General features: G+C 67.6%; 14 protein-coding genes. 3 read left to right on the plus strand and 11 right to left on the minus strand.

Annotation, left to right across the window (positions count from 1 at the left end; translation table 11 throughout):
- Positions 1-16: 16 nt before the first annotated feature.
- From ffh to R2910_00450, 3 genes are all read right to left on the minus strand, one after another.
- On the minus strand, positions 17-1,348 hold the full coding sequence (gene ffh / locus R2910_00440) for a signal recognition particle protein (protein MEZ4411434.1): 1,332 nt from the start codon (positions 1,346-1,348) through the stop codon (positions 17-19).
- Between the two features lie 99 nt (positions 1,349-1,447).
- A complete protein-coding gene (locus tag R2910_00445; protein MEZ4411435.1) occupies positions 1,448-1,846 on the minus strand; it encodes a four helix bundle protein in 399 nt (132 codons plus the stop codon).
- A gap of 66 nt (positions 1,847-1,912) precedes the next feature.
- Positions 1,913-4,684: an EAL domain-containing protein gene (locus R2910_00450; protein ID MEZ4411436.1), complete on the minus strand. Its 2,772-nt coding sequence runs from the start codon at positions 4,682-4,684 to the stop codon at positions 1,913-1,915.
- Between the two features lie 185 nt (positions 4,685-4,869).
- Here R2910_00450 and R2910_00455 point away from each other — a divergent pair, with 185 nt between their 5' ends.
- Positions 4,870-6,432: a DUF445 family protein gene (locus tag R2910_00455; GenBank protein MEZ4411437.1), complete on the plus strand. Its 1,563-nt coding sequence runs from the start codon at positions 4,870-4,872 to the stop codon at positions 6,430-6,432.
- Positions 6,433-6,542: 110 nt separating this feature from the next.
- The gene (locus tag R2910_00460; GenBank protein MEZ4411438.1) at positions 6,543-6,800 is read left to right on the plus strand and encodes a hypothetical protein; all 258 of its coding nucleotides are present in this window, start codon (positions 6,543-6,545) and stop codon (positions 6,798-6,800) included.
- Here R2910_00460 and R2910_00465 read toward each other — a convergent pair.
- From R2910_00465 to R2910_00475, 3 genes are read right to left on the minus strand one after another with little or no spacing between them, the layout of a single operon-like run.
- The gene (locus R2910_00465) at positions 6,797-7,969 is read right to left on the minus strand and encodes a hypothetical protein (GenBank protein ID MEZ4411439.1); all 1,173 of its coding nucleotides are present in this window, start codon (positions 7,967-7,969) and stop codon (positions 6,797-6,799) included. The two genes, R2910_00460 and R2910_00465, sit on opposite strands and share 4 nt — an antisense overlap.
- Before the next feature lie 5 nt (positions 7,970-7,974).
- On the minus strand, positions 7,975-8,745 hold the full coding sequence (locus tag R2910_00470; GenBank protein MEZ4411440.1) for a prepilin peptidase: 771 nt from the start codon (positions 8,743-8,745) through the stop codon (positions 7,975-7,977).
- Positions 8,735-9,502: an RNA methyltransferase gene (locus R2910_00475; GenBank protein ID MEZ4411441.1), complete on the minus strand. Its 768-nt coding sequence runs from the start codon at positions 9,500-9,502 to the stop codon at positions 8,735-8,737. The genes R2910_00470 and R2910_00475 overlap by 11 nt, the downstream gene beginning before the upstream one ends.
- A 24-nt stretch (positions 9,503-9,526) precedes the next feature.
- Here R2910_00475 and thiD point away from each other — a divergent pair, with 24 nt between their 5' ends.
- Positions 9,527-10,303, plus strand: a complete 777-nt coding sequence (thiD, locus tag R2910_00480; protein ID MEZ4411442.1) for a bifunctional hydroxymethylpyrimidine kinase/phosphomethylpyrimidine kinase — start codon at positions 9,527-9,529, stop codon at positions 10,301-10,303.
- On the opposite strand, the gene R2910_00485 is transcribed toward thiD, so the two are convergent.
- Genes R2910_00485 through R2910_00505 form a run of 5 tightly spaced genes read right to left on the minus strand, consistent with a single transcriptional unit; the run spans position 10,300 to position 16,825 of the window.
- Complete coding sequence (locus R2910_00485; GenBank protein MEZ4411443.1) at positions 10,300-11,112, minus strand: purine-nucleoside phosphorylase; 813 nt, start codon at positions 11,110-11,112, stop codon at positions 10,300-10,302. The two genes, thiD and R2910_00485, sit on opposite strands and share 4 nt — an antisense overlap.
- Entirely contained in the window at positions 11,112-12,494 is a 1,383-nt protein-coding gene (locus R2910_00490; protein MEZ4411444.1) for a nucleoside transporter C-terminal domain-containing protein, read from the minus strand. Before R2910_00490 ends, R2910_00485 begins: the two co-directional genes overlap by 1 nt.
- Positions 12,491-13,516 (minus strand): adenosine deaminase, encoded by a 1,026-nt coding sequence (gene add / locus R2910_00495; GenBank protein MEZ4411445.1) that lies wholly within the window; start codon positions 13,514-13,516, stop codon positions 12,491-12,493. The genes R2910_00490 and add overlap by 4 nt, the downstream gene beginning before the upstream one ends.
- Positions 13,503-13,745, minus strand: a complete 243-nt coding sequence (locus R2910_00500) for a hypothetical protein (protein MEZ4411446.1) — start codon at positions 13,743-13,745, stop codon at positions 13,503-13,505. The genes add and R2910_00500 overlap by 14 nt, the downstream gene beginning before the upstream one ends.
- A complete protein-coding gene (locus R2910_00505; protein MEZ4411447.1) occupies positions 13,742-16,825 on the minus strand; it encodes a 5'-nucleotidase C-terminal domain-containing protein in 3,084 nt (1,027 codons plus the stop codon). The genes R2910_00500 and R2910_00505 overlap by 4 nt, the downstream gene beginning before the upstream one ends.
- Positions 16,826-16,850 lie beyond the last annotated feature (25 nt).

Here is a 16,850-nt window from a genome sequence, read left to right on the forward strand (position 1 = left end):
CCCTTGGGTTACGTGCTCAGCCGGGAAACCCGCGCCCAAAGGGCATGCGAGCGCCGGGTTTACCTGCCGACTTCATGTACTTCTGCATCTGCTTGAACTGCGCCATCAACTGATTGACTTCCTGTACCGTCCGGCCACTCCCCCGCGCGATCCGGCTCCGCCGCGATCCGTTGAGGAGGTCGGGGTTCTGCCGTTCCTTCAGGGTCATCGAGAGGACGATGGCCTCCACATGCTTCAGCCGGTCCTCGCCCACGTTGGCCTGCTTGAGCATCTGGGCGTTCACGCCCGGCAGCATGCCCAGCACATTCTTCAGCGGTCCAAGCTTCTGCATCTGGCGCATGGCCGACAGGAAATCCTGCAGGTCCATGCCGCGCTTCGACACCGCCTTCTTCGCGAGCCGGCTCGACTCCTCCTCGTCCAGCGAGGATTGCGCCTTTTCCACCAGGCTCAGGACGTCGCCCTGCTGGAGGATCCGGCCCGCCATCCGCTCGGGGATGAACGGCTCGAGCGCGTCGAGCTTCTCGCCGACGCCGATGTACTTGATCGGCGCCCTGGTCACTCCGTAGATGGAGAGGGCCGCGCCACCCCGGGCGTCGCCGTCCATCTTGGTGAGGATCACCCCGGTGATCCCCAGCGCCTCGTGGAATCCGCCGGCGATCCGGACCGCGTCCTGTCCGGTCATGCCGTCGGCCACGAGCAGAATTTCATGGGGCTTGATCGCGGCCTTGAGCCGCGACAGCTCCTCCATCATTTCGCTGTCGATCTGCAACCGGCCCGCGGTGTCGACCAGGACCGTCCGCGCCCGGGCCTTGCCCGCCGCCTCGATCCCGCGCCGCACGATGCCCACCACGTCGGTGACACCGGGCTCCGCATGCACCCCCACACCCGCCTGCCCCGCCACCGTCACCAGCTGATCGACCGCGGCCGGACGGTAGACATCGGCTGCCACCAGGAACGGCGCCTTCTGTTCCAGTTTCAGGCGCTTCGCCAGCTTGCCGGCAGTCGTCGTCTTGCCGGATCCCTGCAACCCAACGATCAGGATGACCGTCGGCGGCACGGAGGCAAAGGCGATCGGCGCCTGCTTCTCGCCGAGCAACGCCACCAGCTCGTCATAGACGATCTTGACGACCTGCTGACCGGGGCGCACCGACTTGAGCGCCTCCGCGCCAATCGCGCGCGCCTGCACCCGCTCGAGAAATTCGCGCGTGAGGTCGAAACTGACGTCGGCCTCAAGCAGCACCCGCCGGACCTCGCGGAGCCCTTCCTTGACAGCATCCTCTGTCAGTACGCCACGGCCCGCCAATCGGCGGAGCGTGTCGGACAGTTTGGAGGAAAGCTCGTCGAACATAAGCCCTGAAACGTAAGCGGATTAAGGGGTTGAGGCAATGGGGAGGCAGGGAGGCAGGGAGGCAGGGAGGCAGGGAGGCAGGGAGGCAGGGCAAGCTAGCTATTTCGGCGTTTCGCGAGCCCCGATCGAACGATACAGGCCCCAGGTGAGCATTCCGGCGTGATCGCGGAGGGCTTCGAGCTCACCCCACTCTGCCTGGGTGGAATACCCAAGCTCTTTGGCCATAAGAAGATACACCTGAACCTCAGCCAGCGAACCGATCGCGATGTCCAGGAACCGCCTGAACTCCCGGTTGCCACGCTTCGCGGAGCCCTCGGCAATGTTAGCGCTGACCGAGACCGCCGCTCTCCGCACCTGCGAACTCAGTCCATACCGCTCCTCCGGTGGCCAGCGACTGGTTGCGCGGTAAATCGCCAGTGCCAGGGCATGGGCTGCCTGCCACGCTTTCAGCGCCTCAAACCGCTTACCGTTTGCCGTTGCAACACCTGAGGAGGGCATGCGGGAATATCGGAAGGCCAATTGCGGGCCTCATCACCCTGTTTGCGCAGCGGGGATCGATGCATCTCAGCGAGTCTGTGCAGTCCGCTTCTTCTGCCTCCCTGCCGCCCGGCCTCCCTGCCAAACCTCGAGTAGCATCTCTTCGATCTGCTCGACCGGCATCGCCTTCGCGAAAAAGTGCCCCTGTCCCAGTTCGCAACCCAGCGCCACGAGGACTTCGCGCTGCTCGGCGACCTCCACGCCTTCGGCGATCGTCCGCAGCTTCAGTGTGTCGCCCAGCCCGATGATGGCGCGGGCAAGCGCTGATTTCTCCAGCCCCGCCCCGACGTCGTCGATGAACGGCTTGGCAATCTTCAGGATATCGATCGGAAACCGCTGCAGGTAACCGAGCGAGGAGTACCCGGTGCCGAAGTCGTCGATGGCCAGCCCGACCCCAAGGCCCTTGAGCCCCCGGAGCTGCTGCTGGGCTGAATCGGCCTGCTGCATCAGGACACTCTCGGTGATCTCAAGCACAAGCGCCGAGGGCTCGACACCCGTCACACCCAGCGCCCGGCGCGTCTCGTAGACCAGGTCGGGTTCCTGGAGCTGCCGTCCCGAGAGGTTGACGCTCATCACCCAGTCTGCCCCGGGGTAGGCTTCCCGCCACCGATGGATCTGGTGGCACGCTAAGCGAAGCACCCAAGCGCCGAGGCGGACGATCAGGCCGGTTTCCTCCGCCAGGGGGACGAAATGGCTCGGCAGCAGGTGGCCGTACTTGGGGTGATTCCATCGCACCAGCGCCTCGAACCCGAAGATCTCCCCGGTCCGCAGGTGCATGATGGGCTGATAGTGGAGGACAAGCTCCTCGCGCTCGATCGCCCCCCGCAACGCCGCCTCCATTTCGAGCCGGTGGCGGGAATCGGCCACCATCTTTGACTCGTAGGTAGCGAATCGGCCCTTCCCCTGCCGCTTGGCGGTGTACATCGCGAGGTCGGAGTTGCGCATCAGGTCGTCGGCGCTCTCATCGCCCACCGCCGTGGCGATGCCGAAGCTGAGCGACACATGCACCTCGTTGTGCCCCAGATGGAAGGGCGCCTGCATCGTGCTGACCAGTCGGTCCACCAGGACCGCCGTGCCGTCGTTGCCCTGTACGTCCTCGATGAGGATGCCGAATTCGTCGCCGCCGAGGCGTGCCACGGTATCGGTGCTGCGGGCACAGGTCAGGAACCGATCGGCGGCGAGCCGCAGGAGCTGGTCGCCCTCGGCGTGGCCGAGACTGTCGTTGACCTTCTTGAAATCATCCAGGTCAAGGTACAGGACGGTGACCTCGCGACCCTGCCGGCGCGCAATGGCCAGCGCATGGCTGACCCGGTCGCGGAACAGCGCCCGGTTGGCCAACCCGGTGAGGGAATCGTGGAACGCCTGGTGCATGAGCTCATCGCGCAGGCGCTGGCGTTCGCTCACGTCCCGGATGTTCAGCACGATGCCGAGCACCGTCGGGTCGTCGATCAGGTTGGTCGCGATCGTCTCGGTGTGCAGCGCCGAGCCATCCGGCTGGCGGAATCCCCACTCTATCGGCGCCGGCAGGCTGGAGGTCCGGCTGGCTTCCCGAAGGAATTGGTCCGCGCGCTCCCGGTCGTCGACGACGAGCAGCGACTGGACCGGCAGCCCGAGCAATCGCGCGGGGTCGTAGCGCAACACGCGGACCGCCGAGGGGCTGACGTACTGGATGGTCCCCGCCGAATCCACCACGAGAATGACGTCGGAGGAATGCTGCACCAGGGAGCGGAATCGCGCTTCGTTGTGTCGCGCGGCCGTCTCGGCCAGCAAGCGGACGTTCTGCCGGACCGCCAGCAGTTGTCGCACGACGACCAAGCCGGTGATGACCAGGGCGCCGACCGCCAGCTGGGTGACCGGTTCCCGATCGGGCTTGAACGCCTCGAACAAGAGGAGCCCGAAGGTGATCCCGACGGCGAGGTACGGCAGCGGGCTCAGTGGCTGCGACCGGGGCTGGTACTCCTCGGTGCCTGAGGTCCGCGGAACCGGGCGCCGAAAGTAGAGCTCCATGCTCGCGATCATGAGGAGGTACACCATCAGGTACACCGCGTCGACGACCGTCGCGCCGCGTTCGCCGGTCTGCACCTGGATCAAACCGAAGGTGAGGTCGGCAATGACGCTCAGGAGCACACCGCCGACCAGCAGGCCGAACGCCCAGCGATTGCGGTCGATCGGGCCGCGTAGCAGCACCGAGGTGATGCCGAGCAGCACCAGGAGGCTGGCGAGGGGGAAGGCGTAGGTGATGACGGTTGCACCGATGCCGGCCACGAGCCCCGGCGCGCCCGGACGGACCGTGAAATACCAGATCATCACGCCGCCGCCCACCAGCACCATCGTGGCATCGAGCACAAACTTCCACCACTCGAGATGAATGCGGCGCGTCAGCGGGAAGGCAAGCAAGGCGGTGAGGAGCAGCAGGCTGTCGGAGAGATAGAAGAGGTCGGCCCAGCTCACGGCGGGGCTCTCACCTCGCACCAAAACGTAGTACACCGAAATGCTGTTGCCGACGAGTACCGCCAGCGAGCCAACGCCCATGAGTCGCAGCGCGCGGCGCACGCCGGGGTCCAGGACCTTGCGCGTTGCGGCCAGGAAGCAGAGGGCGGCCAGGGTCAGGTTGAGCGGCATGAAGCCGGCGTTGCCAACCAGGTCGCGGAGTGCGGTGCTGCCGAGACCGGACCGCTCCCAGAACAGATACGCGAGGCCGTAGACGGCCGTCAGGAACGCCACCGGCCCGACGGGCGGAAATCCGCTTCGCCGGGTCCAGCGATCCGGGGTGGCCTCTACGACCTCAGCGGTCGTCATCTGGTCGTGTGTTCGAGAGCATTCAGGGGCCTTCGATTCGGGATTCAGCACGGTAAACCCGCCTCTGGCATCCATTTATGACGGGAAGCCGGGGGCCGGGAGGCCGAATCTCCTGCAAATCCGAAGCCTGAATTCACCCGGATGGCACCCTGCCGGACTGACCGGGGGCCCCCCTATACTCCGGGATGGACTCCCAAGACCTCCTCGCAGGCCTGCTGACCGTCGCCGTAGGCGCCATCTCCGGCGGGCTCACCAATGCGGTCGCCATCTGGATGCTCTTTCACCCCTACGAGCAGCGCGGCCGCTGGCCGTTGCGGTTTCACGGCGCAATCCCCAAGAACAAGGCGCGGCTGGCCAAGAGCATCGGCAAGACGGTCGGCGAAAAGCTCCTCACGCCCGCCGATCTCTCGCAGCGACTCTCCGCCCCCGAAGTCCGGGCGGCCTTTGACGGCGCGCTGAGCGGGTTTCTCGACGAGCTCCTGGAACAGGAACGGGGGCCGCTGATCGACCTGATCCCCGCCTCGATGGCGAGTGATCTCGATCGATGGATCGACCAGATCGGGGACCGGGTGGCGGACGATCTGGCGGTTTACATGGCCAGCCCCGCGTTCGAGGCGCAGGCCGAGCGCTGGATGACCCACTGGAGGGTCGAATACGGAGATCGTCCGATCGGGGAATTGCTCACCACCGACCGCCGGGAGGCGTTCGAGGAACGAGTGGACGGCTGGCTGCGCCAGTTCACGGAAGGCGAGGATCTCGAAGGCGCCCTCCGGCATTTTGTCGACGTGCAGCTGGAGCGGCTGGGGAAAGACGATCAACCGCTGATCGACCGGTTGCCGCCTGGACTGGTCGGGACGCTCGAGGCGTCGATCAGCGATTACCTCCCGGTGGCGATCGAGCGCATCGGCGCGGTGCTCGCCAACCCTGACTCGAAGGGGAAGATCCACCTGGCGCTCCGCACCGCGTTCGACCGTGCCGTGCGCGACCTGCTCCTGCACGAGCGCCTGCTGGCCAAACTCGTCGTAACCGACCAGACGTTCACCCGACTCCTCGACGGCCTCGAGCGCGAGGGGTTCGAGCGCTTTGCCGAATCCCTCTCCACCCCCGAAATGCGCGGGCAACTGACGCGGGCCGTGAATGACGGTCTCGAGAGCTTCTGGCGCATCCCGCTTCGCGATCGCCTGGCAGGGATGGGCGCCGAGAAGCAGGCCGCGCTGGCCGGCACGCTTGGCGACTGGCTGGTAAAGGTCGCGCGCGACGACACCACGCGAACGGTGGCGCGCCGTGCGGTGGGGCGCCTCCTCGACACCACCCAGCGCCGCACCTGGAACGATCTGCTCGGCGCGGTGCCGCCAGCGCGGGTGGCGCGATTCGTCGCCGAGGCGGCCGGGGGGCCGGACGGCAGACGGTGGGTTGCCAACACGGCGCGCGGTGCGCTCCGTGCGCTCTTGCGTCGTCCCCTCGGGCGGCCCTCGGTCTGGCTCGGTCCGGAGGCGACCGCACGGGCGCGGACCAGCATCCTGAACGCGGCATGGGGCTGGACCGAGCGGCAGGTGCCCCGCGTCGTCGCCCAGTTCAAAGTGCAGGAAATGGTGGAACAGAAGGTGCTCGGGTTCTCGACACAGCGGATGGAGGAAATCATCCGCAACGTGACACAGCGCGAACTCACCCTCATCGTCCGGCTCGGCTATGTCCTCGGCGCGTTGGTGGGCTTGATCGCCTTTGGAATCAACCAGGCGCTGCGGTAGTCCGCTTCCGGTACCGGGCGCGTCCGGAGGATGACGCGGCATGGCCCGCTCCCCCTACCGTGAGGCAGCGGGGGCGCGGTGCCTCCCGACTCATCACGCCGGAGGGGCGCATGGGACTGATGCCGGAGCCACGGGAGCTGGAAGCAGACATCGAGAAGGCGGCACAGGTGGCCGACGGGCTGGCCGAGGCAGTGGGGAAGGGGCCACGACACGCCACCGCGGCGGCTCGCAGGCTGACGGACGAGGAGTTGACCCTGGGCCTCGCCTTCCTGGCCCGTGTCATGGAAATCGCGGCGATGTCCTCGCGTGCGCTCGCCGATGTCGAGCGCGAACGGCAGCGCGCGGGGGCGCGGCTGCGGCTGAACTAGGGGAGGGAGTTCCAGCCGGCCCACGCGACCGGGGCAATGACCACCCGCGTCCCGGGATGGCCAGCGACATCCATCGCATCCACTGTGGTGCGATACCCGGCACGAACCCGTGCCCGGAGCCGAGACCCGCTGCCAGCGAGGAATCGATCGGCGGCGCGCTGGTCGTCCCAGGCGATGAGCCAGACGAGGGCGGGCCCCTCCGGGCTCTGGTACAAGCGATAGCGATCCCCGGCCCAGCCAATCGGAACGGTGGTGCTGACCACCTCGGCGCCGGCCAGATCGGCGGACAGCGTCGCAATACCCATCTCCCCCATCACATCCGATTCTCCCGGCGCCGCCCCGACCGTGTCCAGTGGCACCTCGACCGGCATGTCACGCGCCGCATACCGTTGCGGGTGGAGGACCTGTTCGGTGGAGACGGGGATCGCGTCTCCATACGGCTGGCCGGCGCCCGCGTCATTGCGCTCGTACCAGCGGACGAACTCCGCCCCTTCGAGGTACGGAAAGATCAATCCCTCCTGCAGCACCCGTGGCGTTTCCGCAAACACCTGCATCGAGCCGCGGGCACTGATGAGCTGCTCGCGGAAGGTCTCCCAGATCGCGTCATCGTTCAGGAAGTCCTGCCCCGGCGCCATCATCTTCATCGACGCGAGCGTCGCCTGCCCCTCGAGCATCGCCTGCGCGGCGGCCAGTCGGTCGGAATCGCGACGCTGGTTCATGATTGAATCGAGGGCGAGGTAGTCGTACTGGAGGGCGTGGACCAGTTCATGGGCCAGGACAAACTTGAACTGGGCCGACTTCACGTCGCTCCCTTCGTACACGAACAGCGTGCCCGAGTCGGGGTCGAAGAATCCCGCCACCTGTTCCTCATACAGCGCGGTCAGCAGGCGTCGAATGTCGAGGCTGTCCGGCACCTGCCCGAGGAGGCGGTAGACGTCGTGCATGGCGGTCAGGCGCTCGGGAGGGAGCTCCTCGTTGAGCTTGGTGGAAAGGTAGGTGGCCACCTGCGCGCGCGAACGGACCGCGTAGCGTGGGGGCGCCTTGAAGGGGAGGCCGACAGTCTGTTCAACGACCGGGCTGAGGCTGTCGACCAGCCGGCCGACCGCGTCGCCCGAACCGCCCGGCGCCTCTCCCCGGCAGGCGGTGAGGGCCGCCGTGCCGAGGAGCACCGAGACTACAACCCGATGTAGGCGGTATACCATGCGATGATGGCGGGGCCGGCGATCCAGGTGGCGACGGCGCCGAGAGAGAGGAACACGCCGAACGGAACGAGTTTCTTCCGGCCGAGCAGGCTCAAGGGGAGGAAGATGAGGGTGCCAAGCAGTGCGCCGAGGAAGATGGTCAGCAGGACGCCCTGCCAGCCGACGAAGGCGCCGACCATGGCCATCATCTTCACGTCGCCACCTCCCATGGCCTCTTCCTTCAGGATCAGCTGGCCCGCGAAGCCGATCAGCCAGAGGAGGCCGAAGCCGGTGGCGGCACCGATCAAGGCGGGGAGGAGCGTCGAGATACCGCCCACCAAGCCAAAGAGGAGCCCGATGACCAACCCACCCCAGGTGAACTCGTCGGGGATGATGTACTCGCGCGCATCTGTCAGCGCGATGCCAAGGAGGATCGTGAAGAAGAGCGCGCCCCGGAGCCCTTCGATCTCGAGGGGGTAGGCCCACGCCATTGCCGCCCAGATGCCGGCGGTCAGCAGTTCCACGCCGGGATACATCGGCGAAATCGGCAGTCCGCAGCCCCGGCACTTGCCGCGGAGCAGCAGCCAGGAAACGACCGGAATGTTGTCGTACCAGGCGATGGGCTTCTCGCAGCGCGGGCACCGGGAGCGCGGCCGGATGACCGAAAGCTCCGCGGGCCAGCGGGTGATGCAGACGTTCAGGAAGCTCCCGACCATGAGGCCGAAGATCCCGGCGATGATCGTCACCAGCATTTCAAGCGTCACGCCGCACCTCGTAGAGGAGGATTCCCGCCGCCACCGCCACGTTCAGGGACTCCACGCCCCCCGCGAGGGGGATGGCCAGCCGACGACTTGCTTCCCGCTCGACCTCCGGACGGATGCCGGCGCCCTCGTTGCCGAGGACCAGGGCCACGGGCGCCGTCAACCGCTGACCGCCCGGGCGTTCACCGCTGCTGTCCGTTACCCAGAGCGCCGCGCCGACACGCTTGGCCCAGGCGAAGCACTCGCCGTCGGTGGCGGAGACGGCCGGCAACCGGAAGAGCGCCCCCATCGCCCCGCGCACCACCTTCGGGTTGGTCAGCTCCGCGGTGCCTTTCAAGGCAATCATCCCGCTGGCGCCCAGCCCGAGGGCCGTCCGCGCGATGGCGCCGACATTCCCGGGATCCTGCACGCCGTCGAGGACCACCACCACGTCGCCCGCACCCGGCGTCAGGCGGTCGAGACTCCACGTCGGCGGCTCGAAGACGGCAATGACGCCCTGCGGGTGTTCCGTGTCAGCGAGCTCGGCGAGGGCGCGGTCGTCCATCTCCACCAGCGGCACCCCGGCGGCCGCCAGCGCGGTTTTGAGGGCCGCCCCCCGTGGAGTAGTTTCCAGCGCAGGTGACACCGCGGCGTGCCGGAGCACGACCCGCGCGCCGAGCGCCTCCTCGACCAGCCGGACCCCCTCCGCCAGTGCCAGTCCACGGCGCTCGCGGCCGCGGCGGAGGCGAAGATCACGAATCAAGGTCTCGACACCGGCCACGGCCACACTCCTGACGGGTAATTGATGCAGATCGCGTTGACCATCGCCGGATCCGACTCGGGAGGCGGGGCCGGCATCCAGGCCGACCTCAAGACCTTCCACCAGTTTGGCGTGTACGGCACCTCGGTCATTGTCGCGCTGACCGCGCAGAATACTCGCGGCGTGCGTTCTGTGCACGCCATCCCGGCGGACATGGTCGGTCAGCAACTGGCCGCCCTCGCGGAAGACCTTCCTCCCGCCGCCCTCAAGACCGGCATGCTCGCGAGCCCCGCACTGGTCCGGCAGGTGGCGGACGCGATTCGCGGCTACGGCTGGTCCCGGCTCGTCGTCGATCCGGTCATGGTGGCCACGTCGGGGGACCGACTGCTCGATGTCGAAGCCGAGGCGGTCGTTCGCGAATCGCTGGTGCCCCTCGCGACCGTGGTCACACCGAACCTGGAGGAAGCGGCCATCCTCGCTGAGATGCGCGTGGAGGACGTGCCCTCAATGGAGCGGGCCGGGCGTCGGATTCTCAGCTTTGGCGCCGAGGCGGTACTCGTCAAAGGCGGCCACCTGACGTCGACGACGCTGCTGGACCTGCTGGTGACCCCGGCCGGCACCCGACGCTTCGAGCATCCGCGCATCGAAACCACCTCCACCCATGGCACCGGCTGCACCCTCTCCGCCGCCATCACGGCCGGACTGGCGCTCGGACGGCCGCTGGAGGCGGCGGTGTCCGACGGCATCGACTATGTCCAGCGTGCGCTGCTGGCCGCTCCGGGCCTCGGCGGCGGCCACGGACCGCTGAACCACCGCGTCTAGAGCCGCGCCACAATCCCCTCGATCAAGTCGCCCAGCCGCTGCCCAACCTGTGCCGCAGTCTCCATGACCTCCGCATGGCTGAGCTTGGCGTCCGACACGCCGGCGGCCGCGTTGGTGACAGTGGAGATTCCGAGGCAGCGCATGCCCCGGGCGTTCGCCACAATCACCTCCGGCACCGTGCTCATCCCGACGGCGTCGGCGCCGAGGGTCCGCAGCATCCGGATCTCGGCCGGCGTCTCGTAGCTCGGCCCTGACAGCGCGGCGTAGACCCCCTGCTCGAGCGGCGTTCCCTGTTCGCGCGCCACGTCGAGCGCAATTGCGCGGAGGGCCGGGTCGTAGGCGGCGGACATGTCGGGAAACCGCTGCTCTCCTGCCAGCACCGGTCCGGTCAACGGATTCTGGCCGGTCAGGTTCAGATGATCAGTGATCAGCATGAGCGTCCCCGGCTGAAAGGTGGCCCTCACCCCCCCTGCCGCGTTCGTCACCATGAACGTCGTGACACCAAGCTCGGCCACGAGGCGCGCCGGCAGCGCCGCCACATCGGCGGCGTGGCCCTCATACAGATGAAACCGGCCACTCTGCGCAATGACCGAACGACCGGCGAGCGTGCCCACCACCAGTTCACCCGAGTGGCCCTGCACCGTCGGCACGTGGAAGCCTGGAATTTCGACGTAGGGAATACGCACCGCATCGGTCAGCCGATCCGCCAAGCCACCGAGCCCGGACCCGAGCACGACCGCAACCTCCGGCGCGCGGTTTCCGAGCCGATCTCGGACCGCCGCGACCGTGGCGGCCAGCGCGGCGGCCATCAGACCAGCATCCCGGCCAGCGCCGCCGACATGAACGCGGCCAGGTTGCCCGCGATCATGGCACGGAGCCCCAGCTTGGCAAGTTCCCCCCGGCGCTCCGGGGCCAGGCCGCCGATGCCGCCGATCTGTATGGCGATCGACGAGAAGTTGGCGAAGCCGAGCAGCGCGTAGGTGGTGATGACGGCGCTCCTCGGCGCAAGCACAATGCCGCTGCCGAGGTCGCTGGCAAACTGGGCGTAGGCGACGAACTCGTTCAGCGACGTCTTGATCCCGATCAGTCCGCCGACATAGGTGCTGTCGGCCCAAGGGACGCCCATGACCCAGGTGAGGGGCCGCAGCAGCTGCCCCAGCAGGTACTGGAGGCTGAGCGGCGTTCCGGTGAGGTGCAGGACGGACGACCCGAACCACTGCAGCCCGAAATTGAGCATCGCCACCAGCGCGACGAACGCCATGAGCATCGCGGCGACGTTGATGGCCAGCTGCACGCCCTGGGCGGCGCCACCGGCCGCCGCATCGATCACGTTCGACTCGGTCCGCTCGATCTCCATCTTGAGCGTGCCCTTGGTGAGTGGCTCGCCAATCTCCGGGCGGATGATCTTGGAAAGGATGAGGCCGGCCGGGGCGTTCATGACACTCGCGGCGAGCAGGTGCGCCGCGATGTTCGGGAAGGTCCCCTGCAGCATCCCGACGTACGCGGCCAGCACGCCGCCAGCGACCGTCGCAAAGCCACCCACCATGACGGTGTTGAGCTCGGAGGTGGTGAACGTCTTCACGAACGGCTTGATGAGCAGCGGGGCCTCGGTCTGTCCGAGGAAAATATTGCCGGCCGCGGAGAGCGTTTCCGCACCCGACGTGCCCAGCGTTTTCTGCATGACCCATGCAATGCCCTTGACCACCACCTGCATGATGCCGAGGTAATAGAGCACGGACATCAGCGACGAAAAGAAGATGATCGTCGGCAGGACATTGAACGCGAAGAAGGCCCCGGTATTGGCCACGAAGCCTGCCGTGGCATCCAGGCTGCCGCCGGGTCCGGGCAGGCCGACCGGTACCGTCGACTGCACGAGGTTCCCAAAGACGAACCGGGCGCCCTGTTCCTGGAACCCAAGCAGCCCGGTAATGGCCCGGCCGGCGAAGTTGAACACCATCTTCCCGGTGCTCGTCTTGAGGACCAGGAACCCGAACGATGCCTGCAGGGCCAGCCCGCTGGCCACCAGCCGCCAGTCGATCTTCTTCCGGTCGTAGGACAGCAGCACCGCCAGCCCGATCATCGTGGCGATCCCCACCAGGCCCATCAACCGGCTGGCCAGCGGCGTGTCCAGCCCGGCTTGTGCGGCACCCAACCGCTCCGCCGCGCTCTGCACCAGCAGCAGCGCGCTCACCGGATTGCCTCGAGCTCGGCGCCGACTTCGGCGAGCAGTGCTTGCCGGTCCGGCCAGGGCAGAAAGGAGGAGGTGCAGGCGTTCAGGATCATCCGATCAATCTCCGCGCGGGAGAAGCCAAGCTCGGTGTGGGCCAGCCAGTATTCGCGTGACAACGACGTCCCACTCATCAGCCAGCTGTCGGTACAGAGCGTCACGTTGAGGCCGGCATCGAAATACCGCCGAACCGGGTGGTCCGCGATCCTCGGCACGGCGCGGGTCTGCAAGTTGCTGCTGAGGTTGGTCTCGATCAGGATGCGGCGGTCGCGCACATAGTCCTGCAACGCCGGATCCTCGGCGAGCCTGGTTCCGTGTCCCAGCCGATTGGCGTGGCAGACCCAGATCGCCTCGGCCACCGACTCGGCCCCGGCCGCCTCGCCGGCGTGCACCGTGATCCCAAGCCCCCCCACCAGCGCGGCGTCGAAGGCGGCGCGATGCACCCCGGGGAGACGGCCCGCCTCCCCACCAGCCAGATCAAACCCGATCACTCCGTGCGCGCGGTTGGCCACCGATCGGTCGGCGATACGCAGCGACGTCTCCGGATCGTAATGACGGAGCGAACAGTTGATGATGCCGACCCGCACCCCGAAATCTCGCGCTCCCCGCGAGAGCCCGCGCCACTCTGCCGCGATCACCTCGTCGAGCGAGAGTCCATTCCGCGTGCTGAGTTCGGGGCAGTAGCGGACCTCGAGAAGCCGGAGGTTGTCGGCCGCCGCATCCTCGACCATCTCGTACGCGACGCGCTCGAGCGCCTCGGGCGTCTGCAGCAGGGCAATGGTGACATCGAACCGCCGCAGGTAGTCCTCGAGGTCGCCCGCGTCGTCCACGAGCATGTAGCGGCGCAACTGGTCGGGATCCCGCGTCGGAAGCTCGACCCCCGCCGTCGCGGCGAGCTCGACCATCGTCGTGGGACGCAGCGAGCCGTCGAGGTGGACATGCAGCTCGGCCTTGGGCAGCCGGCGAATGATCTCAGGTGTCAGCATCGGCTCCACCGGCGCGCCGGGCGCTCACCGCGACCCGGAGGATCGCGCCGCTGACGAGCACGGTCTCCGGCGACACCGGCAACCCACGGGCGTCGGTGATGGCCACGCCCGCCTTATCGGGTGGCGAGGCACGTGCGGGGTCATCCTGTGCAGCGGCCATGGCGGCGGTGCCCCCTCTGGGGAGCATGACGCGACGCCCGTTGACGAATACCGGAATGGTGTCGTTCATCGGGAGGGAATGAACCGGGCATCCTCAGGGGGCCGGACGGGCCGCGGCAGGCGGCGGAGGTAGAGCTCCATCACCTCGATGTCGCTCATGCCCGCGTTCACCTGTGGCGCTCCGCGCAGCATGGTGTACCCGCCCTGGCCGGCCGCCAGGAAGGAATTGACCGCGAGGGTGTAGTGGTCCTTGTCCTTTGGCTTCTTGCCGTTGGCCAGGCGCAGATCCCGCACCCGCTGGCCCGCTGGACGCGTCGAGTCATAGGTGACGCGAATCCCGGACACGTGGGCGTCGGGGCCCGATGCCGTAATCGAGGCCTCCGCCATTTCGCGGAGTTGGCGGCCGGTGATCGTGACGGTCACCGCCTGATTCTGGAACGGCATCACCGTGAACAGCTGCCCGAACGTGAGGGGGCCGGCGGCGACGTCGGCGCGGATGCCACCATTGTTGACGAGGGCGACGTCCGCACGCAGGACATTGCGGAAGGCATCCGCCATCAGATTGCCAAGCGGATACTGCTTGCCGGTGCGCGGGAGTGGCAGGGCGATGTCGGTGATGATCCGCTTCGAGAGGCTGTCGGTCAGCTGGACCGAGCGGGCGACCAGCGCCCCGATCGCCGAGTCCGGGGTGACCTGATCCACCCAGACCGTCTGGACATTCACGTCGATCTTGCGCGCACCATCGACGGTACGAATGATGTCCACGACCCCGATGGCGGTCCCATTGTTCCGGGCCTGCACAATCGGCACACCGTTGCGCTCCGCGTCGATGAGCGTGTGGCTGTGCCCCGAGACGATGAGGTCGATGGTACCGGGCGGGAGCGATTGTGCCATGTCGAAGATCTCGCCGGCGCACGCCAGGGAGTCACACCGCCCACCGGAGTGCGCGAGCAGCACCAGGAAGTCCGGATTGGCGCTGCGCGCTTCCTCGACAACATCCTTGATGGAGGCGTACCCCGAGCCGAACGTCAGGCCGGCAATGTTCTGCGGGGCGACAATCTCCTTCGTCTCGCTGGTGATGAAGCCCACCACCGCCACCTGGTAGTTCCCGGCCCGGACCATCCGCCACGGCGTAATCCAGTCGGGGCGCTTTCCGGTCAGGGAGTCGAAGATGTTGGCCGCAACCCAGGGATAGTCCGACTCCCGCATGCGGGCGCGGAGGGTGTCCGCCGACCAGTCGAAGTCATGATTCCCGACGGCCGCCGCCTGGATGCCCATCAGGTCGAACGCCTCGATGGTCGTCCTGCCATAGGTCATGTTGGAGGGCAGCGTGCCCTGCATCTCGTCCCCGCCGTCCAGCCGCAGCGTCGTGCAGTTGCATCGCGCCGCGAGCGAGTCCATCGTGGCGTCGACCGCGGCGGCGCCGCCAACCAGCCGGCCGTCGGACCAGCTGTAGACCCTCGGTTCGAGCGCGCCGTGGAAGTCGTTGATGGTCAGGATGCGCAGCTGCAGCGTGTCGCGCGCCGGAGGCCTGGTCAGCAACCGGGCTGAGGTCAGCGCCGCCGGCGGAGTGATTCGCCAGTTGTGCGCCCCAAACTCCACTGGATCGATCTGGCCCCGCCGCCGGAGGTCGGCCACCAGCAGCTCGCGGACACTCTCGGTCTGGTCGTAGACAAGCGGCGCCCCGCGAAGGGCCTCAAACCCGCCCCCGCCTTCCTGGCGGTAGCTGTTCAACGCCAAGGTGTAGGTCGCCGAGGGAACCACGTCTCGACCCTTGACCCGCAGACCCCGCACCCGGCTTCCCGCCGGCTGCGAGAGATCCAGCTCATAGTCCGCACCCGTGACGACATCGAAGTTATAGCCCGGAATCGTGGGGTCGGTGCCGACCTTGCCGGTGGAGTCCACCGTGTAGTATTGCGCGCTCTGTTCCAGGTATGCCGCCAGCTGTGCCCCGGTAATCCGGATGCCCCGCAGCGTGTTCTCGTAGGGGTAGACGCCGGCCACGTCGGCGAGACGGATCTCCCCGGCGGGCAGGCCGGCGCGGGGATCGAACACGGCGGTGGATGCCAGGTCGGTCCCGGCCTGGCGGCGCTGCACCTCATTGATCCAGGTGGTCAGCGGGACCGCCTCGACTCGTCCATCCCGGCCGGGCATCGCCGCGGTCCCGACGGCCAGCGGCGTGGAGGCCCAGATCCGCACTTCATCCTGCGCCTCCGCCACCCGCCGGAAGCGGCCGGGAGGCGGCTCGATGCCTGCCAGATCGATCTGCTCGCCGCGGATGCGCGACACGCGCCACTTGCCGTCCTCACGGACGAGATCCACATGAGCGACGGCCAGCGTCTGCGCGTACGGCTTCGGCTGGATGAAGTGGACGCCGTTCAGAACGGAGTCGCGCATCTGGCGATGGGAGTGCCCCACGACCACCAGGTCGGGGCGCACCGCCCCGCCGGCGAGCGATGCCGCCACGTTCTCGGGTCCGACGCCGAGGGAGTCATAGGAACTCGCGCCGTCCATCCCGCTGTGGACCAGGGTAATGACGAAGTCGGCCTCCTGCCGGAGCCTCCCCAGCTCTCCGGGGGCGGTTGAACCGATGCGTTCAACCCGGACCTGCCCGCGCACGTTGTTCCGGTCCCAGATCATCACGCCGGGAGTGGTGAACCCGGTGACCCCGACGCGGACACCCTGTCGGAGCAGCACTGTCTGCCGGCTGAACATCGGGTCGCCCGACGGCTCGGTCACGATGTTGGCGCTGACCACCCGGAAAGAGGCGCGCCGGAGCATTTCGCGCAGCGGCTCGACGCCGAAGTTGAAGTCGTGATTGCCCGGGGTCGTGACGTCGTACCCGAGCTGGTTCATCACATCGACGATCGGGTTCGGGTCCCGGGGAGCCACCGTGGCGAAGTAGGCCGCGAAGGGGTTTCCCTGCAGGAGGTCTCCCGCGTCGACCAGGATCACCTGATCCGGATACGCCGCACGGAGCGAATCGATCGGGCGGGCGGCCCGCACCAGTCCGCCACCCCACGGCCGGTCGTTCACGTAGTCCCAGCCGGTCGCCCGGCCATGGACGTCCGTCGTGGCAACGATGACCAGGTGAGCGGAGTCCTGGACGGCGGGCGCGGCAGCGGTCAGCAGCAAGAGAGAAAGGAGCATTCCTCAAATATCCGTCCTTCCCCGC

It is taken from the genome of Gemmatimonadales bacterium (assembly GCA_041390145.1).
GTDB lineage: Bacteria > Gemmatimonadota > Gemmatimonadetes > Gemmatimonadales > GWC2-71-9 > SPDF01.